Source organism: Marinitoga hydrogenitolerans DSM 16785, assembly GCF_900129175.1.
GTDB lineage: Bacteria > Thermotogota > Thermotogae > Petrotogales > Petrotogaceae > Marinitoga > Marinitoga hydrogenitolerans.
The window spans coordinates 24037-50595 of the sequence record NZ_FQUI01000010.1 but is presented as its reverse complement, the minus strand read 5'-3'; the positions used below and the strand labels follow the sequence as shown (position 1 = coordinate 50595).

Below are 26559 nucleotides of genomic sequence, written 5' to 3'. Positions count from 1 at the left end.
AAGGAGACTTAATTATAAATAGTGTCTAATTTTTTAAAATGTTCATTCATCATATTTTCTATTTCTTTAAATTCGTCAATATTCTTAATTTCTTCTTTCATTGTAAGTAATTTAGAAACAATTTCTGATGGTAAAACACGACTAATAGCTATATTTTTATCAATATATATTTTTGCTTTATTATAAGTATCCATAATAACTTTTATTAAATTATATTGTTTTTCCAATGAGCAAAACGAATCAACGTTGCTAAATGCACTCTGCTGTAAAACACCAACTTTTATTATTTTAGCTATTAAAACAACTAATTTTTGGTTATCTGGCAAGACATCTTCCCCTACAATTTTTATAATTTGTTGTAATCTATCATCCTCTGTTAATAATTTCATTGCTTCATCTCGATAGTAATTCCATTTCTCTTCAACGTTATTTGAGAACCATTCTTTTAAATCTTCTGAATATTCACTATAACTTGTGAGCCAATTAATTGATGGATAATGCCTGGAATAAGCGAGGTTTTTATCTAATCCCCAGAAACATTTTACAAATCTTTTGGTGTTTTGTGTAACTGGTTCCGAAAAATCTCCACCGGGAGGTGAAACTGCACCTATAATTGTAACGGAACCTTTTGTTCCATTTAGATTTTCAGAAATTCCAGCTCGTTCATAAAATTGGCCAATTCTAGATGCGAGGTATGAAGGGTAACCTTCTTCAGCTGGCATTTCTTCAAGACGTCCAGATAATTCCCTTAAAGCTTCAGCCCATCTTGATGTAGAATCAGCCATTATTGCAACATTATATCCCATATCTCTAAAATATTCTGCAATAGTGATACCTGTATAAATAGAAGCTTCTCTTGCTGAAACAGGCATATTAGAGGTATTTGCTATTAAAACAGTTCTGTCCATTAATGGAGCCCCAGTTCTTGGATCTTTTAAATTAGGGAATTCCTCTAAAACTTCTGTCATCTCATTACCTCGTTCTCCACAACCTATATATACAATAATATCAGCATCTGCCCATTTTGCTAATTGATGTTGAGTAATTGTTTTACCTGTACCAAAACCTCCTGGTATAGCAGCTGTTCCGCCTTTGCTTATAGGGAAAAACAAATCTATTACACGTTGCCCAGTAATTAATGGAATTTTTGGCTCTAAACGTTTTTTCACAGGTCTTGGTATTTTGACAGGCCATTCTTGATATAATTTTATCTCTTTAATGCCATTATTTGTCTCGATTTTTGCTAATGTGTCAGTGACTCTATAGCTTCCATTTTCTTTAAGTTCTATTATTTTTCCGTTAATATTTGGAGGTATCATTATCTTATGTTTTAAATATTCTGTTTCTTGAACTTCTGCAATAATTTCTCCGCCGGATACAATATCACCAATCTTTTTTATAAATGAAACTTCCCATAATTTAGATTCATCAAGGCCAAAAGAATCAATACCTCTTCCAATAAATGACCCGGATTTTTTGATTAATTCATTTAAAGGTCTTTGAATACCATCATAAATACTACCGAGTAATCCTGGACCAAGAGCTACAGATAGCATCTTTCCAGTACCTTCAACAGGTTCTCCGGGTTTTAGCATTGAGGTTTCTTCATACACTTGTACTGTTGCAATATCACCATCAATACCTATAATCTCACCAGTTAATTTAAAATTACCAACTCTAACCATTTCATTCATAAAAACCCCTTTTGCATTTTTAACTTTTACAACAGGGCCATTTATTTCTCTAATTTGCATCATATTTCTCCCACCTCTTTTAAGACAAGGCTGAAAATCCAGTTTTTATTTTCTTCTATAAATGAATCTATAGTATTTTTTATATTTAAATATTTTCCTTTCAAGATTATTCCACCTTTAATGGTATTGTCTATTTCAATTTTATGATCTTTTATAAAAGAGTTAATGATATTATAATCTTTTTCGTTGCATAAGACAATGTAATCTTCATCAATCAATTTAACTGCTTCTCTATATAATTTTTGATAAAACAACTTTTTTCTTTCTGGATCTAAATCTATTAGTTTACTTTTTAATAATTCCAATATTTTGGATAACAACTGATTTTTTAAAATTAAATTTTCTTGTTTTAATTTAAGTTCAGCTTTAGCTTCAGCTAATTTTAAGATTTGTTCTTGTTTTTCATGAGCTTCTTTAAGTTTTATTTTTTCATAATTGTCTATTTCCTTTTTTATTTTTTCTTCAATATTTTTATATTCATCTTCATACTTTTTCTTAATAGAGATGAATTCTATTTCAAAATCTTTATCTAATAATCTTATCATTTTGTCTAATTTATTTTCCATTTCATTCATTTATTCTCACCCCAATAGCTTCCTCTACATATTTGGTAATAAAATCTTTATCACTTCTCCAACCGTGTCTGTCAGGTATAACAAAAATAAGAGGAAGTTTTCCTGAAAGTTTATGATTTTTTAATTCTTCAGGTATTTTTTTGGCTGCTAACTCTGTAATTAAAATAACACCAATATTTTTATCTTTTAGAGCGTTTTTAAATGCTTCTAAAATCTCATTTTTTTCATGAACAACAACACCTTTTACACCACTTAATCTTAAACCTGTTGTAGTATCGATGTTATCGCTAATGAGAAAAAATTTCATGAATTATATCCTCCCAAGTATCATTATGGTAACTATTAACCCATAAATAGCAATACCTTCAGCTAAGCCAACATAGATTAAAGTTTTTCCTAACAATTCCGGTTTTTCACTAATTGCACCAACTGAAGCAGCACCAACCATACCGACACCGACACCAGCACCAACAGCAGCTAAACCTGTAGCTAAAGCAGCACCGATTAATCCTAGACCTGTATTGTCTGTTGTATCAACTACAGGAGTTGAAGGATTATCAGAAGCAGCGTATGTAGTTGTTGGAACTAAACTAATTAAAGCGAATACCATAATAGCTATAAATAGAGCTATGTTTCCTGCAAATATTTTCTTTGCGAATCTTCTGGATTTTTCTGGGTTTTTTGCAAAATAAAATCCGAAAACAACAGTTAAAAATACTAAAATAAAGAGAGAAATAATGTATGCCATAACTAACACCTCCACTAAAATTTATATTTAATAGGATTGAACTCTTTTCCATTTCCTTTAAAGAAACGCGTAAAGAATTCATAATACTCTAACCTTAATGTTTGAATAAAAACGACTAAACCTTCTAAAACAATAATTAAAACATTACCAAGCAAAAGAATTGTAAAAGATAAAAAGGAATTATTTGTCATTTTTGACATCATATAAAAAGCTAAAAATAATCCGGCATGATTTAATGCAAAAGCGCCTAATCTGATAAAAGATAGGGTATTACTTAGATAACCCAACATAACTTCAAATAATTCGAAAAATCCCTGGACAATTTTTTCTCCTAAACTTCCTTCTTCAAAAATAATGCTCTTTATATATATAAGAGTTATGAGAAATATGATGAAAAAATAACTAATAGATGGGAAAACACCATTTTTTATCATATAAAATATTGAACCTAATAAAATCCAATAAAGAGAAATTCCAGCATATCCATTCGGATCAAAAATTAATTCTTTATTCTTTTTATTTTTTATTTTATTTATTATATTCAAAGACATTGCTGCTGTAAGTATTGCAATACCAAAATATATAGAAAGCATTAAAAAATAATTTATATTGTCCATAGGCCTTTTCCATAAAGGTTTTATTACATTTTCGAAACCAAAAAAACTTCCATATAAAATACCAAATAGTACAGACGAAATACCGGAAGCGCCAATAATATAAAAGAGATCATTCTTTTTTTTCTTATAAATCCAGAAACCAAATAAAGATAATATCATTCCCTGTCCAGCATCTCCGAACATCATGCCATAAAACAGTAAGAATAATATTGAAATTATAGGAGTTGGATCTATTTCATCACTTGAAGGTGTTCCGAACATTTTTACGACGAATTCAAAATGTTTAAAAAAGCTATTGTTTCTCAATAGAGTTGGGGATTTCTCGTTAAATGAATAATCAAGAAGTAAAACAAATTCATTTTCTTTCGAGTAATTTAATAATTCAGAATATATCTTTTCAGTTGCCCAACCTGAGATTACAAAGAAATTTTCTGTGAATCTCATTGAATGAGTGAGATCATATATATTTTTTAATACGAAAATATAATCGAAATATTTGTAAATATGTCTTCTGTTTTCAAAAAATATTTTTTTTAAAGAGATTTTTAACATTTCAATCTCATATTTCAAAGAACGATATTTATCATATAATTCCCAAAGTATTTCTTTTGGAGTTCCAATATACTCATTTGAAATAATATATTCTTGAAAATTAGCGATTGATAACGTTTTTTCGATTTTAATTTTTGAGTCATAAATAATAAAAAGCCATGTGAAATCAGAGTCTTCAGCAAGATTAATTACCAGTATATTTCTATCTTTAATACTTTCTAAGAATCTGGCATAATACATAGTACTAATTTTTCCAACAGTATATTTTAAAAATTTTAATTTTTTAAGGTCTTCAATTTTTAGTTTTATAGGTTTTAATTTTTCAAATATTTCAATTTCTTTTTCCAATTTTTCTCTTTCTTCTTTTAGCTTTTCCATTGTTTCAGATATGCTTTTCATTTTGGAATCTAATTTTTTTGAAAATTCTAAAATTTTTTCTTTATCTATAATTAATGGAAATTTTATTTTTTTTGTTTTAGGTTCTGGAACTTTTTCTGCGTAATTAAATATATTTATAAAATTTTCATATATATATTTGTATGCGTTTTCTTTTTCAGTTTTTAATACTTTTAAAGCGTGTTGATCTAAAACTTTGTCGAGTGAAATAATTTCAATTTCTTGTGAATCTAAAATTTTTTTTGAAATAGATTCTAATTCGTATTTATTAGAAATAATTGTAAAAGGTTTTAATTTTTCATGCATAATCAATCACCTACCAGAAGTAAAAAAGTTTTAATTTTATCATTTGGGATTTCATATCTTTTCCCTTCTATTAATGTAATTAAATCTTTGTATTCATATTCTCTTACGTATAGATATCCACTCATAACATCAAATCCATTTTGTGTGTGACTAAGTAGCATTTTTGCATTTTCTAATAAGATCTTTTCACATGTTCTTTCTATTACGTATGGAAATATATCTTTTTCAATGTTTTGGAAATACTTACCATAAGAACAAACAGAAATTTTGTTTATAAAATCTTCAGTGTTTTCGGCAGTAGCTATGTTTTTTAATTCTTCAGATGAAAGATTAAAAGAAATAGGCATAAGAAAATTTAAAACCTCTTCTGTAGAAAATTTGAATAAAACTTTCGCTCTATATACCCATTGAATATTTGCAAGATCCATCTGTATAAAAAATATTTTTTTTAAATTTTTTCCGAAGCTTGGGATTAATCCTAAGATGGATTTCATTTTTGTAAAATACCAAAAATCGAAAGCATTTAACAAATATTGAATTTTATTTGTTTTTAAATAATTTTGAAATGTGGAATCTATAACAGATTTATAAGGTGTATTTTTGAGAATATTTAGAACATCATCAAAAGATTTGGTTGAAGCTAAAATATCTTCATCGATATATTGATGATTTAAAGGAAAAAATTTTTCTTTTGATATATATTCAGAATGTTCTGAGTGAAGAGACCTTAATACAAACTTTATATTTTCAATTTCGAATCTTTTTTCCATAATTTTAAAAAATTTTTGCCCTTCTATTGGAAGATAGAAATAAATATTGTAAAAATCTGAAAGTATAGATTTTCTGATTAATATCTCAATATCTCGTCTATGGAGTTTGGAGATATCTTCATTTTCAAATATTTTATTATAATGTGTGTGTTTTTTTAAATATTCAGCAATTTCAGTAACTGAGTTAGTGTTTATTAGATTTCTAAAATCTTCTTTATTAAGGATTTTAGAATTTAAAGATTTTATTTTTGCCATTAAAGCTGGAAATTTCAATTTAATCATCCCCAATTATAAAATGATTTTATCTAACACTTTTAAAGTAATAGAATCAATATTTTTTTCTAATTCGTCAAACTTTTCTTTTATTTTTAAAATATCTTTTCCGCATTCATCCATAATCTTTTTAGATGATATTTCAGCATTTTTTATAATAGTATAATAACTTTTGTTAATTTCATCAAACTTTTCATTTTTTTTCTTTTCTAAGTCAAATATTTTCTCTTTTAATTCTTTTTTTAGATTTTCTTCAGCTTTTTTTAATTTCTCATTAGTTTCAATTTCAGCGTTAACAATTTTATTGATAATTTCATTTGGGGATAAATCCATTCTACCACCTCCTGAAAATATTATACTCCTTTAATATTTGAAATTTCAATAAAAATATATGTATATTCATAGCTTAAAACTATTAAGAAACTATTAAAGTCAATTATGATAAAAAATCTCATATTTTTATATTTGATTGACAAATTAAAAATTTTATAGTGGCTTTAGAAGTTATATCTTTTTAATGCTTTAACATAAATGTAAATGCTTTTTACAGTTTAAATTATAAAATAAAGATAGATTATTCAAAAAGAGGTGGTTTTAATGTACGATGCAATAATAATTGGTGGGGGTCCTGGCGGATATGTTACCGCTATTAGATTGTCTCAGTTAGGAAAAAAGGTTGCATTAGTTGAGAAAGAAAATTTAGGTGGAACATGCACAAATCAGGGATGTATTCCAACAAAAGCTTTACTTACAGCAGCGCATTTATATTCTGATATTATTTCTAAATCTAAAAAATTTGGAATAAAAGTGGAAAATGTCACGTATGAACTTGCAGGAATTATGAAACATATGAAGAAATCTGTGACTATGTCAAGAAAAGGGATAGAATATTTAATGAAAAAAAATACTATTGATGTTTTAAAAGGAACTGGTGAAATAATAGATAAAAATCATGTAAGGGTAAATGGTGAAATAATAGAAGGTGATTATTTAGTATTAGCTCATGGATCTGTTCCATCAAAATTTCCCCCTTTTAATGAAGTTGAAGGAATTTGGACAAGTGATGATGTTTTTAAAATGGATAAATTACCTGAAAGTATTGTTATAATAGGTGGTGGGGTTATAGGAATAGAATTTGCTACCTTTTTTTCCACATTAAAAAAAGAAGTTACTATTGTTGAACTTGCAGATCATATTTTACCTTTTGAAGATTTGGATGTTGCGGAAGAAATTAAAAAGACTTTGTTGAAAAAAGGAGTTAAAATCTATGAAAAATCAAAGGTTAAAAAAGTTATTAAGAATGACGATGTGTATTCTGTGATTGTTGATTCCGATAAAGAATTTGAAATTTCATCAGAAAAAGTATTACTAGCTGTTGGAAGAAGACCAAATATTCCAGAGGATGTTAGAAGATTAGGGATAGAAATAGAAAAAGGAGTTATTACAGACAATACCATGAAAACAAATATAGATAATGTTTATGCAATTGGTGATATAAGGGCAAAAATAATGCTTGCACATGTTGCAATGTTTGAAGGTATAGTTGCTGCTCATAATATTGCAGGTGAAAATATGAAAATGGATTATTCTGCTATACCTTCAATTATTTTTTCAAATCCAGAAGTTGCTTCAACTGGATTAAAAGAAAAAGATCTAGATCCAGAAAAGATTATTGTAGGAAAATTTCCAGTTTCAGCTAATGGAAGAGCAAGAACTATGGAAGAAAGAGATGGTTTTGCAAAAGTCATTATTGACAAGAAAACCAAAAAAGTTTTAGGATTTTCAGTGGTTTCAGCTTCTGCTACTGATATGATTATGGAAGGGGTACTAGCAGTTAAATATGGATTGACTTTAGAACAAGTTGTTAATTCAATACATCCACACCCAACTTTAACAGAAACTATTTTAGGTTCTTTTGAATCAGCAGAGGGGATGGCTTTACACATATAAGGAGGCATAAAATGAAGATAGCTTTTATTTCTGATATTCATAGTAACTTAGAAGCATTAACAGCTGTTTTAAAAGATATAAAAAATAGAAATATTGATAAAATTTATTGTTTAGGAGATTTGGTAGGTTATGGTCCAAATCCCAATGAAGTTATAGATATTATAAGAAAAAATAATATAGAAAGTATAATGGGAAATTATGATGATGCAATTGGCTATGAAAAAGAAAGTTGTGGGTGTGCGTATAATCCCGGAAGGGAAACTGAGGTTGGAGATGAATCTATAAATTGGACTATTAAAAACACATCGAAAGAAAATAAAGAGTTTTTAAAAACATTACCATTAAAAAAAGAAATAGAAATAGAAGGAGTAAAATTTCTATTAGTTCATGGTAGTCCGTTAAACTATTTACTTGAATATGTAAGGCCCAATGTTTTATCAGAAAGATTGAAAGAATTAACAGATAATGTAAATGCAGAAATAATTATAAATGGTCATACACATTTAATAATGGCAAAACATATTAATGGTAAAACGGTTTTGAATCCAGGTAGTGTGGGAAGAACAAAAGATGGTGAATCAGTAGCAACATATATGGTTTTAAATCTTAATAATGGTGTATATAATTATGAGTTTATCAAAGTTAAATATGATGTAAAAACAACAGTAGAAAAAATTATTAGAGCAGGATTACCAGTAGAATTAGCAACTGTGTTAGCTTTAGGTGGAACATTTGATATGGGTAAGGCTATAAGTAAAAAAGAAATCGGATTTAAATTATAAAATCAGCTCTTGAAGAGCTGATTTTATTTTAAATATGTAAATTGTAGTATAATTAAAATAAAAATAAAAAAGGAGAATGATAATGTATATTTTAGATGAAAGTGGGAATTTTATATATAAAAGTACAAAATTCAATAATAAAAAATATATAACACCATTGATTACAGATACACATATGCACATTTTAGGATTTGGTGAAAAGTTATTAAATCCGGATTTAGATAGGATAGAAGATAAAAAAATATTAAAATTAATCAAATTAAAATTAAAAGAAAACCCCGCAAAAATCATTTTAAGAGGATGGAGCAAAACAGATATTGATAGGAAAAAATTAGATGAAATTTCTAAAAATATTCCAATAATATTAGTGAGAAGATGTGGACATGTTGCTATAGTAAATTCAAAAGTTTTAGAGAGGTTAAACCAAAATGAAAAATATATAGTCTACAGCAGTGGAGAAATTAGAGAAAAAGCGTTAGAAGAGGTTTATGAAAAATTCGGATATTTTTCTGATATCAATATGGCATATAAAAAAGCAAAAGAATATTTGATATCAAAAGGATATGGTTATGTGCATTCTGATGATTTGCATGGGATAACTAAGGAAAAGTTGCCTTTTGATAATGATTTAAAGATATATGAAAAAGTTGCAGTAAACAATTTTAATGAATTGAAAGAGTATTATAATAAAAATTATTTTCAAAGTTTTAAATCAGTAAAAGTTTATATTGATGGTTCTTTTGGAGGGAAGACAGCATATTTAAGGGAAAAATATAATGATGGAAAAGATAACGGAATTTTAATTTGGAATAGTTATGAATTAAAAAGAGTTATAGAGTTTTGTGAAAGCAATGATCTGCATTTATGTATGCATTCAATAGGTGATGGAGCTACAGATTTAATATTAAATGTTGTAAAAGAAATTAAACCACAAAATCACCATAGAATTATACATGCTTCGATATTGCATGACGATCAAATCGAAGAAATAAAAAAATACAAATTAATTTTAGATATGCAACCACAATTCATAATTTCGGATAAATCAATATTAAAGTCAAGATTAGGCGAAAGAAGTTTTTTAACGTATAGATTTAAAGAATTATATGATAAAGAAGTTCCTATGTTTTTTTCTTCTGATGCCCCAGTAGAGGTTCCAGATTGGTTTAGAGATGCGCAATTATTAAATAAATTAGGAATACCATTAAATTATATAATTTATCATATGACATATTTCCCAATGAAGATTGATAAATTCGAAAGAGATAAAATATTAATTTTTAAAGAAAATCCATTTGTTAGATTAACTTTTCCGGAGATCGGAGGATAAAATGATATATTTATTATTTATATTATCAATATTAGTTTTTGTATTATCGGTATATATATTTTTAATAAATAAAAAAGTAAAAAATAAAACTCAAGAACTTTATCAGATTTTGGATAAAGTTCCACAATGTATTATAATACATGATGATTCAAATGTATACTATATTAGTTCTAAAGCAAAAATGGTTTTTGATGATAATATAAAAACAAATCATGACGTCTTAAAATTATTACAAAAAGAAAGAATATTTGAATTGATGAAGAAATTGAAAGGGAAAGAGTATATTTATGAAAATAATTTAAGGTAAATTGGTGAAAAGATTTATTCTATATTTTCAAATCCTATTAAAATAAATAATAAAAACTTGACATTAGCTGTCTTCAATGATATAACCATAAAATTAGAAAAGGATAAAAAAATTAAGAAATTAGACGAAATAGAATACGTTTTAAAGAAATTGCTCGTTTTAACTTATGATGAAAGTTTTAATTTAAAAGGAGCTATGGAAATTATATACAATTATTTAAGAAAAATGCAATTAATAGATTTATTTGCTTATGCAAATTTAAATGATAATAAAACCGCAAAAGTGGTTTTGTATTATGAAAATAAGTTATATAACTATACAAAAACACATAAGGATAAAAGTATAATATGGTATTTTGTAGATAATAATTTAGAAAAATTATATATTCCGGATATTTCTAAATTTGAAATAAATGGATATAATATTTTGTGTAAAGAAATAAAAAATAGAGAGATAACTTCATATATTTTCCCATATCATTTTAATAGAAAAATAGGTGGGATATTTGCATTTTCAAAAAAAGGTAAAGATGCATTTACAGAAGAAGAAAAAAAATTGATAGAACTTATAGCTCGTCAAATAGATTTTATTATTAGATATCAGAATATTCTTGGAAAATACCAAAAAGAAAAAGAATATTTTGAAACTATAGCAAATAAAGATATTTTGACAAATTTATATTCCAGATATTTTTTCAATGAATGGATTATAAAACATATAGAATATTTAAAAAGGAATAATAAAAAATCTATTATAGTAATGATAGATATTAATAAATTTAAAAAAATAAATGATATGTATGGACATATTAAAGGAGATGAAGTTTTAAAATTTGTATCAAGTGTTATTTTAAATAATATAAGAAAAATGGATATAGCTATCAGATTTGGTGGGGATGAGTTTTTAATAATTTTTCCAGATTCCTCATTTGAAAATATAAAAATTAAAATGAAAGAATTATCTCAAAAAATCAAAAAGAATAATTTTGATTTTGATGTTACAATATCATATGGCATAGCAGAATTATATATTGATAATTATATTGGAGCATTAAAAATAGCAGATGAAAAAATGTATAAAATGAAAGAAAAATTTAAATAAAATTATTAACAATAGTAATGAAAAAGCGTGTGATTTTACGATGAATTTTTAATATTGTGATATAATAAGAAGGGGTGATTTTATGCTTAAAATAAAATTTATGAGTAATTTGAGAAGTATAGTTGATAAAAAGACTATAGAACTAAAATTGGAAGAAGAGAAAAATATTGAAGATATTTTAACTGAAATTGGGAATGCTATTAAATCCAGATTTGAAGTGATAAAGAAAGAACAAGATCATATGGTTGTGAAATTATTTATTAATATTATGGGTCAACCAAGTTATATAACCATGAGAATCAAATTCATTTATAATAATGAATTTATTTCGATTGATAAAAAAATACAGGATGGGGAGTTGCAAATTTTACCATTACTTGGTGGTGGATAATAAAATTTATAAAAAGGAGTGATTCGAGTGGATTATATGAAAGTATATAAAGAATGGTTAAATAGTCCTTATATTGATGAGGATACTAAAAAAGAATTGTTATCTATAAAAGATAATGAAAAAGAGATTATGGAAAGATTTTATAAAGAATTAGAATTTGGTACAGCAGGTCTACGTGGCGTTCTTGGTGCAGGAACAAATAGAATGAATATATATACTGTAGGGAAAGCGACACAAGGATTAGCTGATTTCATTGTTTCTAAAGGTGAAGAATATATGAAACGTGGAGTTGTTATTGCATATGATGTAAGGCATAATTCTAATCTTTTTGCAAAAACAGCAGCATTGATTCTTGCAGCAAATGGAATAAAAGCATATTTGTTCGATCATATTGCACCAACACCTTTATTATCTTTTTCTGTAAGAAGATTACATACTGCAGCAGGGATAGTTGTAACTGCAAGTCATAATCCGAAGAATTATAATGGATATAAGGTTTATTGGGAACAAGGATCGCAAATTCTTGATGATGTTGCCATACCAATTATGGAAAATATCAAAAAACTTACTGATTTTTCAATGATTAAAAAGATTTCTGAAAAAGAGGCTCTTGAAAAAGGATTGTTAGAATATGTTGGTAAAGAGATTGAGGATGAATATATTGAAAAAGTGAAAAGCTTAGCTATTAGAGAAGAAGATATAGATAAAGAAGTTAAAATTGTATATACGCCACTTAATGGTACAGGAAATAAACCTGTAAGAAGGGTTTTGGCAGAAAGAGGGTTTAAAAATATTTTTGTTGTTCCTGAGCAGGAAAATCCTGATCCAGATTTTACAACAGTAGGTTATCCAAATCCAGAAGATATAAAAGCATTTGAATATTCAAAAAAATTAGCCAAGGAAAAAGATGCAGATGTAATAATAGCAACAGATCCTGATTGTGATAGAACAGCTGTAATGGTAAAACATAATGGTGAATATATCCCGTTAAATGGTAATCAAACAGGTGCTATATTAATTAAATATATTATAGAAGGAAGAAAAGAAAAAGGTACACTTTCTGATAAAGGAATGATTATAAAATCTATAGTTACAGGTGATTTAGGAAAAGAGTTGGCAAAAAAATATGGAGTAGTTACTTTTGAAACATTAACAGGATTTAAAAATATTTGTGGTTTAGAAAATGAATTAGAAGGCAAATATGATTTCGAATTTGGATATGAAGAAAGTATAGGTTATGTAACAGGAACTTTTGTAAGAGATAAAGATGGGGTTATTTCCTCTATGTTTGTTTCTGAAGCAACAGCATATTATAAAAAACAAGGAAAAACATTAATCGATGTATTGTATGATTTATATAATGAAATAGGATATTATTTTGAAAATAATTTTTCTATTATAATTGAAGGGCTAGAAGGAATGGCTAAAATGAAAAAGATTATGGAAGTTTATAGAAAAGATTTCCCAACAAAAATAGGAAATATGAAACTTGTTAGATATATTGATTACCTTGAAAAGAAAGATTATGACCTTATTAGTGGTGAAACAAAAGAAACTGATGTGCCAAAATCTAATGTTTTAAGATTTTTCTTTGATGATGGTTCATGGTATGCTGTAAGACCTTCAGGAACAGAGCCAAAGTTAAAAATATATATATATTCTAAAGATAATGAAGAAGAAAAATCAAAAGAGAAACTAGCATTAATGAAGGAAAAGATAATGGAAATAATTAATTCTGTTGATTAACAAATCTCCCCTGTACTTTTTGTACAGGGGATTTTTAAATAATATAAAGATCGAGAACGAATGTTCTTTTGGGTCACATCATGACTTTAATTTTAGTATTTTCAATATTTTCAACTTTTCCGTCTTTTAATGTAATAATCTTATTAGCTAAAGCATATGCATCATTTTTATCATGAGTAACTATAATTGTTGTTATTTTGGCTTTTTTCAATATATTTTTTAAATCATTTCTTATCTTATCTTTTAACATTTCATCCAAATTGCTAAAAGGTTCGTCTAATAAAAGTAATTTTGGTTCGACTGCCAATGTTCTAGCAAGAGCAACTCTTTGCTGTTGACCACCACTTAGTTCATGAGGATATCTGTTTTCGAATCCTTCTAAATCGACTAATTTTAACATATTTTTATATTTACCTTTTTTGGCATACTCTATATTTTGTTTAACAGTCATATGTGGAAATAAAGCATAGTCTTGAAAAACAAATCCAATATGTCTTTTTTCTGGTAATAAAAATTTATTTTTAGATGATAATATTTGATCTTCTAATCTAATAATACCTTTTTGTTGTCTTTCAAAACCAGCAATTATTCTAAGTATGGTGCTTTTTCCACTACCACTTTCTCCTAAAATTGCAACAGTTTCTCCTTTTGAAATTTGAAAATCAACACCTTTTAAAACAAATTCTTTATCATATTTAAACCAAATATCTTCAATATATAAAAACATTATTTTTCATCTCCTGTTATTTTTCTTAATATTATTATAAAAATAAATATTATAAAAATTATTGTTATTGAAGCCACTGAAGCTTCGTGAATCATTTCGTCATTTGCATATTCGAATACTTTTGTTGCTAATGTATCAAAATTAAAAGGTCTTAATATGAGCGTTAGAGGTAATTCTTTTATTATTTCAATAAATGAGAATATAAACGCACTTATAATGGCTGGTTTTATCATAGGGATATCTATTTTTATAAAAGTTGTAAAAAAACTTTTTCCTAAACTTCTAGAAGATTCATGATATATTTTTCCGTTTTTTTCAAAGTTTGCATCAATAGGACTATAAGCTATATTTAAAAATCTAACAATATAAGCATATATAAGCATTAAAATAGATGATGATAAAACTAAGTTAGTTTTAAAATTTAAAAAATTATATAGTGGAATAATTTTTTTGTCTAATCCAATAAAAAAAACCATTACACCAACAGCAATTACTGCTCCTGGTATTGAATATCCCATGGTTGCCAATTTTGCAACATATTTTGAACTCTTTCCACTAAATCGTATAGTATCAGATAAAATAAGAGCAATAACAATTATTAAAATAGAGCTTATTAAAGAAATAAAAATAGAGTTAAAAGTTAATTCGAAAAACCTAATATTTGTATTTTTAAATGAAAAAATTGTCCATTGTATTAATTGTAATAAAGGTAATAAAAAAGATAATAAAAATAATGTAATTAAAAAGAATAAAATTAAAAACAATTTAAAGCCTTTAATTTTCCTTCTTTTTATAACGTTCTTATTTTTCGTGAAATAAGCTTTGTGTTTTCTTAATAATCTTTCTGTAAAAAGAATACCAAAAACAAATATCAATAAAATGGAAGATAATTTTATTGCTGTGTTAATGTCACCTAAAGAAAACCAAGCTTTAAAAATTCCAGTACTAAATGTTGGTATTCCATAATATTTAACTACACCATAATCGTTGAAAACTTCCATTATTACAAGGCTACCCCCGCCAACAATAGCGGGTCTAGCCAACGGAAGAATTACTTTAAAAAATGTTGTTAAAGTGTTTTTTCCTAAAGAATAAGATGCTTCAATAATTCCTGAAATTTGTTTCGAAAAAAAAGATTTTACTGTTAAATATATATATGGAAATAAAAACATTGAAAAAATAAAAATTGCTCCTGGAATAGACATAATATCTATCAAATAAGATTTTCCAGAAAAAGATGTATATCGCATTAAAAAAACTTGAATAGTGCCAGTATAACTAAGCATTCCAGCATAAACATATGCTCCGATAAATGGAGGTATTGTTAAAGGTAAAATTAACGCCCATTCAAAAAATTTTCTATGAGGAAAATCATAATAACTAACAAACCATGCACTTAATACTCCTAATAAAGATGAAAATAAAGCTGTACCTATAGCTAATTTTAATGAATTAATTATATAATCTTTTAAAAGATAATTAGAAATGTGTATCCAATTTTCATTATATGAAGTAAATAGGTTGTACAAAACAATAAATATTGGTATAGAAATCAGTAAAATTAATATATAGGTAGTTTTTTTCATTTTATTTCCATCCTGCTTTATCCATTAATTCTACAGCTTTTGAATTATATTCTCCTAATAAAGTTAAATCTACGCCTTGTGATGTGAATTCACCAAATGATTTTAAGAAGTCAGAGGGTTCAACCTCAGGATTTGCAGGGTATTCATAATTAGCTTCAGCAAATTCTTTTTGAGCATCTTTGCTTGTTAAAAATTCTAATAATTTAATGGCATTTTCCTTATTTTTGGAATATTTTGCAATACCAGCACCGCTTACATTTATATGTGTTTTCTCAGGAAAATATAATTTTACTTTTTTTGCCGCATTTACCTGTTGTTTATCTGATGAAAATAACATTTTTCCAATATAATAAGTGTTTACCACAGCGATATCACCTTCACCAGAGGCTACAGCTATAACTTGAGCTCTATCATTTCCTTTTGGTTCTCTTGCCATATTTTTAACTATCCCTTTTGACCAATTAAATGCCCATTCTTCACCATACATTGCAATAAATGAAGCAACTAATGATTGATTATATATATTAGAAGAAGAACGTATAAGAATCTTTCCCTTCCATTCTGGATTAATTAAGTCATCATATGTTTTTATTTTTGTAATATCAACTCTTTCCGGAGCATAAGCTAAAACCCTTGCTCTTACAGTTAAAGCATACCAATAATTATCTCTATCTCTTAAAGAGGCTGGAATGTTTCTTGTTAAAGTTTCAGTTACCATTGGTTGCAATAAACCAAGTATTTTAGCTCTGTGTAATCTTCCAACATCAGAAGTAATAAATAAATCAGCATTTGTATCTTTTCCTTCATTTTTCATTCTTTCTATTAACTCGTCTTCACCCGCTTTAATCACATTAACTTTGATGCCAGTTAGTTTTGTAAATTCATCATATAACTTTTGATCTGTATCATAATGTCTGCTGGTATAAACATTTACTTCACCGCCTTGGCCATACCCGAATACTCCGGCAAAAATATTTAAAGAAATAATCAAAACTATAAAAAATGCAAACTTTTTCATTTTACAACCTCCTTCGATATATTTTTCACTAATACAAATTAATTATAACAAAAATTATCGTATATATGGCTAAGAAAATATAAAGACTTATTATAAAAAAAGTTTAAAAACTAATTCTAGTTATAAAAAGGTAATGCTTTTTTTATATAAAATTTATATTCCCACCCCCAGGTTATAGGGATTTCGTTATATTAATATAATGAAAGACCTTATATTAGAATATTACATACAATATGACAAAAATATTAACAAATTACAATAAATTAACATAAGAAATCGTAGTTTATCTACAAATATATTTAATAAATTTCTGGTATAATAATAAAAAAATTGGAAGGAAGATATGATGATTGAAATAGTTGCTGTTTCTGATGAGGAACGAAATTATATACCAAAAAAAATAAAAAAATGTGATATTTTATTAGGTTGTGGGGATTTATCACCTGGATACTTTGATTATTTATTAAACACATTAAAACCAAAAATAAGTTATATGATTTATGGAAATCATGATAAAAAATATTTTAAAAATATTTTTGATGTGGAATTAAACGGTTATTCTAATACTTATAAAGGTTTGGCTATTATTCATAACGATATTAAAAATTTAAAAAATGTATTAAATCTAAAATCAAATCTTTTTATTGTTGGTTTTTCTGGAGCCTTTTCATATGGAAAAAAACCTTTTCATTTTTCAGAAAAAGATGTGATTCCATTTAAAAGAAAACTCCAAAGGAGTAAAACATTAAAACTTATAAAGAATATAGATATATTAATAACACATTCCCCACCTGGATTAGAAAATATGTTTGAAAAGGAGATTAGTTCATATCATAAAGGTTCAAAAAATATGGCTTTAATATATAAAAAATATTTCCCTAAAATATGGTTTTATGGCCATATACATCCGAGATATACAGATCAAAAACTAAATTTTAAAATTCATTACAAAAACAAAGTTTCTTATTTGCTTAACACCGTTCCTTATAAGTACGTGAAATATGATGAAGAGAAAAAAGAAATATTAGAAATTATAGGTGAAGAAGGAATCATTCCTTTTAAAGATATTTATATTTAAAAAATTCGGGAGAGGGTAATATGAACAATATAAGATATGATAGTTCAAAAGAATATAGAAATGCAAAAAAGATGGGAGAAAGGGAATTATTATATTGGCAAAGTAGAGGTAAAGATGGATATTTACCAGCACTTGAAGAGATATTAAAAGATGAGCATATTATTAGTGAAGTTTCCTTGGGGATTATAGAAGTTCCTATAAAAAAGGTAAAAGGAACACTTTATAGATCAAGAAAAAGTGCATTTGCAAAGAATTTTATGCCACTTTTGGAAGAAGATACAGAGTTTGCTATAAAATGGATGAATTTATTCGAAGCACAGCAAGAAGAGGGAATTAGAGATGCTATAATTGCTTATGAATACTTAAATAAATTTTATGTTGTGGAAGGAAATAAACGTGCAAGTGTTTTAAAATACCTTGATTCACCATCAATAATGGCAAATGTAAAAAGGTTAGTTCCAAAGTATGATGAAATGGATTTAAATATAAGAATATATTATGAATTTTTAGAATTTTATGATAAAACAAAAATAAACATGATCTGGTTTAAAAGGGAAGGCGGTTTTAAAGAATTAGAAAAAATATTATTTGACTATATCAAAAAAAATAAAGAGAATCCAAAAGAATTTTTTAGATATTTTGAGAAATCAATTTATTGGAATTTCAGAAAGATATACCATGAATTAAATGGCGAGAAACTACCAATTACTACAGGAGAAGCATTTTTATACTATTTAAAAAAATATGGAATCGAAAAATCAATTCTTGATAAAGAATTAAAATTACAGGTTAGATTAATAATAAAAGAATTAGAAGATATTTATATTGAAGGAAGAAAGAATATATTCCATGATGTTTTTCTATCTTTAATAAAAACACATTCAGAAAAACATTTAAATATAGCTTTTTTATATAGAAATCGCATTGAAGAAAGTACATGGGTTAAATCTCATGATATAGGAAGAAAGTATTTAGAAGAAAGATTTAAAGATAAAGTAACAACATTTTATATAGAAAATGTTGAAAAAGAAAAATCGTATGATGTAATTAAAGAATTAGTAGAACAAAATTATGATTTAATAATAACTACCAGTTTTGATTATATGGATTCAACATATAAAGCGGCAATAGAATTTCCAAACATAAAATTTTTAAATTGTGCAGGATATAAGAGTTATAGAAATCTTTCTGTATATTTTGGGAGAATATATCAACCCAAATTTCTATCGGGAATACTTGCTGGTACAATGACTAAAAGTAATAAAATAGGCTACATTGCACCTTATCCATTGCCATTATTTATAAGAAGTTTGAATGCATTTGCCCTTGGTGTGAAAATGGTAAATCCCAAGGCGAAGATTATTATAAAATGGACGAAAGAATGGATAAACAAAGAAATAGAAGAAAAAACAACTTTGGAATTAATAAATAAAGGGATCGATATTTTATCTTCTAATATGGATACATTAATACCGTTAATTATAGCTGATAAATATAATATATACAATATTGGTTATAATATAAAAACAGATCATATAAATCCAAAAACGTATTTAGCAGCAGCTACATGGAATTGGGGGCCATTTTATGAAAAGATAATAAAGAAATTGTTGAATGATGAATGGGTCATAACTTCAACAAAAAACAGAGAAGATTTGAGAAAATATTGGTATGGTATGGATAGAAAAATTGTTAGACTATACAAATCAAAATCTTTAATACCTGGACAAACAGAAAAATTAGTTGGAATAATGAAACATTTAATAAAGAATAGAGAATTTGATATTTTTAGCGGTCCTATATATGATCATAATAATAACTTAATTGTTGATAAAAATGAAAGTATAATGGATGAAGATTTACTGAAAATAGATTGGTATCTTGACAATGTTGAAGGAGAATTAGAAAGGGTAATTTTTAGTACAGATAAACAGGTATAAATAAATTGGAGGAAATAAAATGTATTTAGAATTACCTCCCGACTTTGACAGAAAGCTGGGTAGAAGAAAAATATAAAAATATTGTAAATATTATATTTGAGTATTTTTGAAGATGATATATATGTGTATGAGGAGGGGCAAGTGTGAAAAAAACTAAAGGTTGCTTATGTATCTTATACAAATAAAATAGTTAAAGTATTTTATGAATTACAATTGGATGAAATATTTGAAATCAATGTTAGATTATTAAATGTTAATGATCATATATTAATAATAGGTAATAGAGGATATAGAATTTATAAGGTTAATAAAATTATTAATGAATAAAGAAGAGAATACATGTTTTGAAATACGTGAAAAATTTAAATAAAATAACCCCGGGAGAAATATTCTCCCGGGGTTTGATTATTATATTAGTCAGCGTAATTTACAAATTTTCCTCTTTTGAATTTAACTGCTGCTTGTGCTGCAGCCAATCTTGCAATTGGAACTCTATATGGTGAACAACTTACGTAGTCTAATTGTGTTTTATGGAAGAATTCGATTGATTCTGGATCTCCTCCGTGTTCACCACAAACACCTAATTTTAATTCTGGATTTACTGATCTTCCGTAATCTTTTGCAATTTTAACCATTCTGCCAACACCTGTTTGATCAACATGTTTGAATGGATCTTTTTCGTAAATTCCTTTTTCAATGTAATCATTTATGAATTTGCCATAATCATCTCTTGAGAAACCTAAAGTCATTTGTGTTAAGTCGTTTGTACCAAAACTGAAGAATTCAGCAACTTCAGCAATTTCATCAGCTGTAATGGCACCTCTTGGAACTTCAATCATTGTACCAACTTTGTAATCTAAATCAATTCCTGCTTCTTCAATTAATTTATCTGCAGTTTCTCTAACTATTTTATCTAAGTATTTTAATTCATTTACTGTTCCTACTAATGGAATCATTATTTCAGGTTTAACTTTTTTACCTTCTTTAACCATTTCGATAGCAGCTAAAATAATAGCTTTTGTTTGCATTACAGCAACTTCTGGATATGTGATAGCCAATCTTACACCTCTGTGTCCCATCATTGGGTTGAATTCGTGTAAGTTTTCAACGATTTCTTTTAATTCTTCTACAGTTATACCTAATTGTGGTGCTAATTCTTTCATTTGTTCTTCGTCATTTGGTAAGAATTCGTGTAATGGTGGATCTAATAATCTGATTGTTACAGGGAATCCTTCCATAGCTTCAAATAATCCTTTGAAGTCTTCTTTTTGTAATGGTAATAATTCTGCTAATGCAGCTTCTCTTTGTTCAACTGTTTTAGAAACAATCATTCTTCTCATTTTTTGAATTCTGTCACCTTCAAAGAACATATGTTCTGTTCTACATAATCCAATACCTTCTGCACCAAAGTTTCTGGCAACATTAGCATCTCTTGGAATGTCAGCATTAGCTCTAACCCCTAATACTCTTATATCATCAGCGTATTCTAATAATTCAGCAACTTCACCTTCTAAACCTAATGGTTTAATTGTTTTTATTTTTCCAAGATAAACTTTACCTGTTGTACCATCTATTGAAATCCAGTCTCCGTCTTTTACAGTAACTCCTCTTGCTGTAAATTCTTTTGCTTTTTCGTCAATAACAATTTCTTCAGCTCCAACAATAGCAGGTTTCCCCATACCTCTAGCAACAACAGCAGCGTGTGATGTCATACCACCTGTAGCTGTTAAGATACCTTCTGCAGCATTCATACCTCCAACATCTTCAGGGCTTGTTTCTGGTCTTACTAAGATAACAGGTGTTCCTTCTTTAGCTAATTCTTCAGCTTCATCGGCATTAAATACAACTTTACCTGTTGCAGCACCTGGTGATGCAGGCAAACCTTCTCCGATTTCTTGTGATTTTTTTACTTCGTTTTCATCAAAAGCAGGATGTAATAATTTATCAATTTGATCAGGTGTTACTCTCATAACTGCTGTAGCTTTATCAATCAATCCTTCTTTTACTAAATCAACAGCAATTTTAACTGCAGCTTTAGCTGTTCTTTTTCCTGTTCTTGTTTGTAAGAAATATAATTTTCCTTTTTCAACTGTGAATTCAATGTCTTGCATATCTTTATAATGATGTTCTAATCTATCCATAATGTCTATTAATTCTTTATATACATCTGGCATAATTTCATTTAATTTTTCTAATGGATAAGGTGTTCTAATACCAGCAACAACATCTTCACCTTGTGCATTTGGTAAATATTCTCCATATTTTACCTTTTCTCCTGTATTTGGATCTCTTGTGAAACATACACCTGTACCACTATCTTCGCCCATATTACCAAATACCATCATAACTACGTTAACTGCTGTACCTAATAATTCTCCTTCTTTAATACCATTAATAGCTCTGTATTTTATAGCTCTGTCATTCATCCAACTACCAAATACAGCTTCAATAGCAATCCATAATTGTTTTTTAGGATCTTGTGGGAATTCTTTTCCAGCTTTTTTATAAATTTCTTTATATAATTCAACGACTTTTTTAAAATCTTCAGCTTCTAATTCAATATCTGATTTAACACCTTTTTCTGCCTTAACTTCGTTTAAAGCTTCTTCGAAATCATGATGAGGAATACCTAATGCAACGTCTCCAAACATTTGAATGAATCTTCTGTAAGCATCATATGCAAATCTAGGATTACCTGTATTTTTTGCTAATGCCTCAACAGTTTCATCATTTAAACCTAAGTTTAAGATTGTGTCCATCATACCAGGCATTGATACAGCAGCACCTGATCTAACGGATACTAATAATGGATTATCTTTATCACCGAATTTTTTACCTGAAACTTTTTCTAATCTTTCTAAAGCAGCTTCAACTTCAGCTTCTAATGTTTCTGGGAATGTTTTATTATGTTTCCAATAATAATCACAAACTTCTGTTGTAATAGTGAAACCAGCTGGAACAGGCAAACCCATTTTTGCCATTTCAGCAAGGTTTGCACCCTTACCACCAAGTAAGTTTTTCAATTTTGCGCTACCTTCTGCGATACCGCCTCCGTAAAAATATACCATCTTTTCCATGTGTTTCTCCCTCCTTATTCCAATATAAAAGGTTTAATTTTCATCTTTTAATTCCCTCATCATTAATTCATGAATAGCTTTTCTTGGATCTTTATTTAAATATAAAACCTCATAGGTTTTTTCTATAATCGGCATTTCAACCTTTAATGCTTTTATTTCATCATATAATGCTTTAACTGTATAAATTCCTTCTGCAACCATATTCATATTTTCTATAATTTCATTTAATTTTTTGCCTCTTCCAATCATTTCGCCAACATATCTATTTCTACTATGCAAACTATTGCATGTAACAATAAGATCTCCAAGGCCAGCTAATCCCATGAAAGTTTCTTTTTTTGCACCTTTTTTCTTCCCATATCTTATTATTTCAGCAAGTCCTCTTGTTATCAATGCGGCTTTTGAATTGTCCCAACCACCAATTCCATCTATAATTCCAGCTGAAATTGCAATGACATTTTTTATTGATCCACCTAGTTCTACACCAATTACATCATCATTAGTATAAACTCTAAATGAGACATTACTAAAAGTTTCTTGAGTGATTTTAGCTAAGTTTTTATTTTCTGATGCGGCAACAACACTTGTAGGTATATCTCTCGCAACCTCTTCTGCATGGCTTGGCCCACTTAATATAACATATTTAACATTGCCCAAAACTTCACTTAAAATTTCACTAATTCTTTTTTGAGAATTTATTTCTAACCCTTTTGCTAAGTTTACAATAATTTGATTTTGATAATAAGATTTAATTTGCTTAGCGACTTCCCTTACTGCTTGCGTAGGGATGGCTAAAACAATTAATTTGGAATTTACTACAACATCTTTCAAATCTATAGAAGGGATTATTGTTTTTGGTATTGAAATTCCTGGTAAATAATAAGGATTCTCCCCATTTGTTAAAGATTCGTATACATTGGTATCTCTTGTCCATATTCTAACAGTATGACCATTATTTAAAAGAATTTTTGAGATAGCAGTTCCCCAACTTCCAGCACCTATAATTCCAATATTCATAATATCCTCCTTAATTATATCATATCTTTTATTACAAATTGAGTGTTTAAGCTTTTGTTACTTTCTTTTACTATAAAATAACTTATCTGAGTTCTTCTTAAAAATTTGGTTTTATTTTTAACAGAAGTTTTTTTGACAGTATGTTTCCAACTGCCTAAATTACAATAAAATATTTCACCATTATTATTTGGGAATATTTCATATGTAGGAACATGTATATGTCCCATTATTATCCCCTGTAATTTTGAAGGAATCAAGATATCTTCATTAGAATAGCCTATGCAATATTTTTTTGGTATAACTCTATTTTTATATAAAATTTTTTTAACATTTTCCATTAAATAATTTGTTTTTTTCGCACCACGCAAAGAACTAATTGTCCTAACAAGTATTTCTCCGAATTTTATACCGCCTATCTTATTTATAAATAAATAAGATAAAATATGTATAAAAGGATAATTTTCTTTTAGCCATTCTTTTGACTCTTTACTTCTAACAAAATTAACAAACATATCTATCCATTTATACTCAAGATCAAGTCCTATAGAATATTTATTTCTTATTTCTTCTAACCATAAAAATATATCCATTTTTGGTTCTATATTATCATAGTCCATTAAAATTTCATCAGGTAAAACATTTAAGACTTCATTATCAAAATATTTTGAAATAAATTTTTCCATTAATTCACCATAAGGTGGAAGGATTTTGCCTGTTTTAGTAACCGTTAATCTATTAAGTGTATCAAATTGGTTTCCGTGTATTATAAAAATTTCCCATTTTTCATCATAATAATAAGGATGAATTTCAACATTTTCACCAAGAAAATTTTTAAATTTGTTTTTTATTTTCTCATCAAAAAGAAGATAATAATCATGATTTCCAACGATATAATGTATTTTATTCTTTTTTGAGTAATTTCTAAAAGCCATGATTAAATCATTATGACTTTCTTTTATTTTTTTCAAAATAGAATCAAAATCAAAATTTTTAATTATTTCATATATATCATTATTTTTTTGAGGATTTTCATATGATTGTAAGATTTCAAAGCCATCACCTACAATATACAATTCATTTTTTGATTCTTCATTTAAATCTTCTAAAATTTTAATTAACTCTTTATCATATTTAAAATCATCTTTTTTATTTCCATTACCTATATGAAGATCACTTAAATACAGTTTAATCAAAATTCTCACCTAATTTCTTTTCCTGTTTTTTTCTTTCTATCCATATTTTTGCAGCTTCATCTCGAGATATTTCTTTATCCCAAAAAAGCCAGGGTTTTCTATTGGAGATTTTGGAAACTACACGTTGTATAGTTTTTTGTGAAGAAATTTTATAATCTCTTTCAGCAATTTTTAGTATTAAAAAGGCATCGTAAATAAGATCACCTATTTCTTCTTCTAAATTATCAAGATCATTCTTCAATAAAGCCTCTTCAATTTCTTTTATTTCTGAAGAGGCTTCTTTTATCATAGTATTTAATGTTATTGATTTTACCCATGGGCATTTTTCAATATTTCTTTTTACAATATCACATAGTTTTTTGAATTGTTCAAAAAATTCTTTATTCATATTTCACCTTGATAAATTGAATTTTAATAATTTAAATATAAATCTTTTGGAAGTTTTGATATTGCGCCATATTCAAAAAGATTTTTTAAATATAAGTCTGTAATTTCTTGTATCTCTTTTGTATAATAAATCTCAGATCTTTCTGCGGCTTTTTGTAATACAGGTTTTGGCATTGTTTGCATAATTTTAAATACATAATTTACAGCATCATTAAAATTATTTTTATAAAAATTATTCGCAGAATTTTCATAAGCATTCAAAACACGTTTAACGAAATTCGGGTTTTCTTTAAATTTTTTATTTGAAACAAATACACCAGCAATTGGTAACCTTTTATCTTCTAAATTAAATAAATCAGCATATAAATCCTGTAAATCCATTTGTACTTTTATTTTTCCCTTTGTTTTTACTTCGGCGAGCGACACAAAAGGTTCAGGTAAAGCAGCGATAGTTTCTTTCCCGGATGCTAACAATTGTATTATTTCTGGGCCGCTTGTTATATATACAATATCAAAATCAATGTTTTTCATTTTTTTCAATATCTTTAATATAACATCGGCAGTTTGACCAGGTCCATGTAAAGTGACTATTCTTTTTCCATTCAAATCTTCGATAGTTTTTATTTCATTTGAAGATATAAGATAAAAGGTTTTCCATAATGAAATACCAGCTAATTTGTAGTTAGCACCTTTATTTATTAATTCAACCCCTAAAGCGACAGGTAAAACAATAAAATCTGCCTGCTCTTTTAATACTAATATTTGTGCTTGATCAATATTTCTCCAATAAGACGTTTGCAATGTGGGTACTTTATTTATATACATTCCAGCAGCTGGCAATAATGTTGGACCAAGTGGATTATAAAAGGTACCACTAAAAATTGTTAATCCAATAATTAAAATGAAAAAAATCAAAAATTTTTTCATTCTGCACACCC

At 27.1% G+C, this 26559-nt stretch carries 24 protein-coding genes; 9 read left to right on the top strand and 15 right to left on the bottom strand.

Annotated elements, in window-relative coordinates; genetic code table 11:
- Window positions 1-8: 8 nt before the first annotated feature.
- Genes BUA62_RS04410 through BUA62_RS04380 form a run of 7 tightly spaced genes read right to left on the bottom strand, consistent with a single transcriptional unit; the run spans window position 9 to window position 6324 of the window.
- A complete protein-coding gene (locus BUA62_RS04410) occupies window positions 9-1754 on the bottom strand; it encodes a V-type ATP synthase subunit A (RefSeq protein ID WP_084670693.1) in 1746 nt (581 codons plus the stop codon).
- Complete coding sequence (locus BUA62_RS04405) at window positions 1754-2329, bottom strand: V-type ATP synthase subunit E family protein (protein WP_072863859.1); 576 nt, start codon at window positions 2327-2329, stop codon at window positions 1754-1756. Before BUA62_RS04405 ends, BUA62_RS04410 begins: the two co-directional genes overlap by 1 nt.
- The gene (locus BUA62_RS04400; RefSeq protein WP_072863857.1) at window positions 2322-2636 is read right to left on the bottom strand and encodes a V-type ATP synthase subunit F; all 315 of its coding nucleotides are present in this window, start codon (window positions 2634-2636) and stop codon (window positions 2322-2324) included. Before BUA62_RS04400 ends, BUA62_RS04405 begins: the two co-directional genes overlap by 8 nt.
- A 3-nt stretch (window positions 2637-2639) precedes the next feature.
- Entirely contained in the window at window positions 2640-3077 is a 438-nt protein-coding gene (locus BUA62_RS04395; protein ID WP_072863855.1) for an ATP synthase subunit C, read from the bottom strand.
- Window positions 3078-3091: 14 nt separating this feature from the next.
- Window positions 3092-4948, bottom strand: coding sequence for a V-type ATP synthase subunit I (locus tag BUA62_RS04390; protein ID WP_072863852.1), 1857 nt, complete (start codon window positions 4946-4948; stop codon window positions 3092-3094).
- 2 nt (window positions 4949-4950) lie between these two features.
- The gene (locus tag BUA62_RS04385; RefSeq protein ID WP_072863850.1) at window positions 4951-5991 is read right to left on the bottom strand and encodes a V-type ATPase subunit; all 1041 of its coding nucleotides are present in this window, start codon (window positions 5989-5991) and stop codon (window positions 4951-4953) included.
- 15 nt (window positions 5992-6006) lie between these two features.
- Window positions 6007-6324, bottom strand: a complete 318-nt coding sequence (locus BUA62_RS04380) for a hypothetical protein (RefSeq protein ID WP_072863848.1) — start codon at window positions 6322-6324, stop codon at window positions 6007-6009.
- A gap of 264 nt (window positions 6325-6588) precedes the next feature.
- On the opposite strand from BUA62_RS04380, the gene lpdA reads away from it, so the two are divergent.
- The 7 genes from lpdA (at window position 6589) to BUA62_RS04345 (ending at window position 13598) form a co-directional block, all read left to right on the top strand.
- On the top strand, window positions 6589-7941 hold the full coding sequence (lpdA, locus tag BUA62_RS04375; protein ID WP_072863846.1) for a dihydrolipoyl dehydrogenase: 1353 nt from the start codon (window positions 6589-6591) through the stop codon (window positions 7939-7941).
- Between the two features lie 11 nt (window positions 7942-7952).
- Complete coding sequence (locus BUA62_RS04370) at window positions 7953-8723, top strand: metallophosphoesterase family protein (protein ID WP_072863844.1); 771 nt, start codon at window positions 7953-7955, stop codon at window positions 8721-8723.
- Between the two features lie 82 nt (window positions 8724-8805).
- Window positions 8806-10053 carry an amidohydrolase family protein gene (locus tag BUA62_RS04365; RefSeq protein ID WP_072863842.1) on the top strand — a complete coding sequence of 416 codons (1248 nt, stop codon included), beginning with the start codon at window positions 8806-8808 and terminating at the stop codon, window positions 10051-10053.
- Between the two features lies 1 nt (window position 10054).
- Window positions 10055-10360, top strand: a complete 306-nt coding sequence (locus BUA62_RS04360) for a type 2 periplasmic-binding domain-containing protein (protein WP_072863840.1) — start codon at window positions 10055-10057, stop codon at window positions 10358-10360.
- 57 nt (window positions 10361-10417) lie between these two features.
- A complete protein-coding gene (locus tag BUA62_RS04355) occupies window positions 10418-11461 on the top strand; it encodes a GGDEF domain-containing protein (protein WP_072863837.1) in 1044 nt (347 codons plus the stop codon).
- Between the two features lie 82 nt (window positions 11462-11543).
- Window positions 11544-11852, top strand: coding sequence for a hypothetical protein (locus BUA62_RS04350; protein WP_072863835.1), 309 nt, complete (start codon window positions 11544-11546; stop codon window positions 11850-11852).
- Between the two features lie 27 nt (window positions 11853-11879).
- A complete protein-coding gene (locus BUA62_RS04345) occupies window positions 11880-13598 on the top strand; it encodes a phospho-sugar mutase (RefSeq protein ID WP_072863832.1) in 1719 nt (572 codons plus the stop codon).
- Between the two features lie 73 nt (window positions 13599-13671).
- On the opposite strand, the gene BUA62_RS04340 is transcribed toward BUA62_RS04345, so the two are convergent.
- The 3 genes from BUA62_RS04340 to BUA62_RS04330 are packed head-to-tail and all read right to left on the bottom strand — an operon-like array spanning window position 13672 to window position 16929.
- On the bottom strand, window positions 13672-14325 hold the full coding sequence (locus tag BUA62_RS04340) for an ABC transporter ATP-binding protein (RefSeq protein ID WP_072863830.1): 654 nt from the start codon (window positions 14323-14325) through the stop codon (window positions 13672-13674).
- Complete coding sequence (locus BUA62_RS04335) at window positions 14325-15911, bottom strand: ABC transporter permease (RefSeq protein ID WP_072863828.1); 1587 nt, start codon at window positions 15909-15911, stop codon at window positions 14325-14327. The genes BUA62_RS04340 and BUA62_RS04335 overlap by 1 nt, the downstream gene beginning before the upstream one ends.
- A gap of 1 nt (window position 15912) precedes the next feature.
- A complete protein-coding gene (locus BUA62_RS04330) occupies window positions 15913-16929 on the bottom strand; it encodes a Fe(3+) ABC transporter substrate-binding protein (protein WP_072863826.1) in 1017 nt (338 codons plus the stop codon).
- A gap of 343 nt (window positions 16930-17272) precedes the next feature.
- Between BUA62_RS04330 and BUA62_RS04325 the strand changes: the two genes are divergently transcribed.
- Entirely contained in the window at window positions 17273-18007 is a 735-nt protein-coding gene (locus tag BUA62_RS04325; RefSeq protein WP_072863823.1) for a metallophosphoesterase family protein, read from the top strand.
- 20 nt (window positions 18008-18027) lie between these two features.
- Window positions 18028-19947 carry a BMP family ABC transporter substrate-binding protein gene (locus BUA62_RS04320; RefSeq protein ID WP_072863821.1) on the top strand — a complete coding sequence of 640 codons (1920 nt, stop codon included), beginning with the start codon at window positions 18028-18030 and terminating at the stop codon, window positions 19945-19947.
- Between the two features lie 413 nt (window positions 19948-20360).
- Here the strand turns inward: BUA62_RS04320 and ppdK are convergent, their stop codons facing one another.
- From ppdK to BUA62_RS04295, 5 genes are read right to left on the bottom strand one after another with little or no spacing between them, the layout of a single operon-like run.
- Complete coding sequence (gene ppdK / locus BUA62_RS04315; protein ID WP_072863819.1) at window positions 20361-23024, bottom strand: pyruvate, phosphate dikinase; 2664 nt, start codon at window positions 23022-23024, stop codon at window positions 20361-20363.
- 33 nt (window positions 23025-23057) lie between these two features.
- Window positions 23058-24041, bottom strand: a complete 984-nt coding sequence (locus BUA62_RS04310; protein ID WP_072863817.1) for an NAD(P)H-dependent glycerol-3-phosphate dehydrogenase — start codon at window positions 24039-24041, stop codon at window positions 23058-23060.
- A gap of 14 nt (window positions 24042-24055) precedes the next feature.
- Window positions 24056-25234: a metallophosphoesterase gene (locus BUA62_RS04305; RefSeq protein WP_072863813.1), complete on the bottom strand. Its 1179-nt coding sequence runs from the start codon at window positions 25232-25234 to the stop codon at window positions 24056-24058.
- Window positions 25227-25622 carry a MazG nucleotide pyrophosphohydrolase domain-containing protein gene (locus BUA62_RS04300; RefSeq protein WP_072863811.1) on the bottom strand — a complete coding sequence of 132 codons (396 nt, stop codon included), beginning with the start codon at window positions 25620-25622 and terminating at the stop codon, window positions 25227-25229. Before BUA62_RS04300 ends, BUA62_RS04305 begins: the two co-directional genes overlap by 8 nt.
- A 23-nt stretch (window positions 25623-25645) precedes the next feature.
- On the bottom strand, window positions 25646-26548 hold the full coding sequence (locus BUA62_RS04295; protein ID WP_072863809.1) for an ABC transporter substrate-binding protein: 903 nt from the start codon (window positions 26546-26548) through the stop codon (window positions 25646-25648).
- Window positions 26549-26559 lie beyond the last annotated feature (11 nt).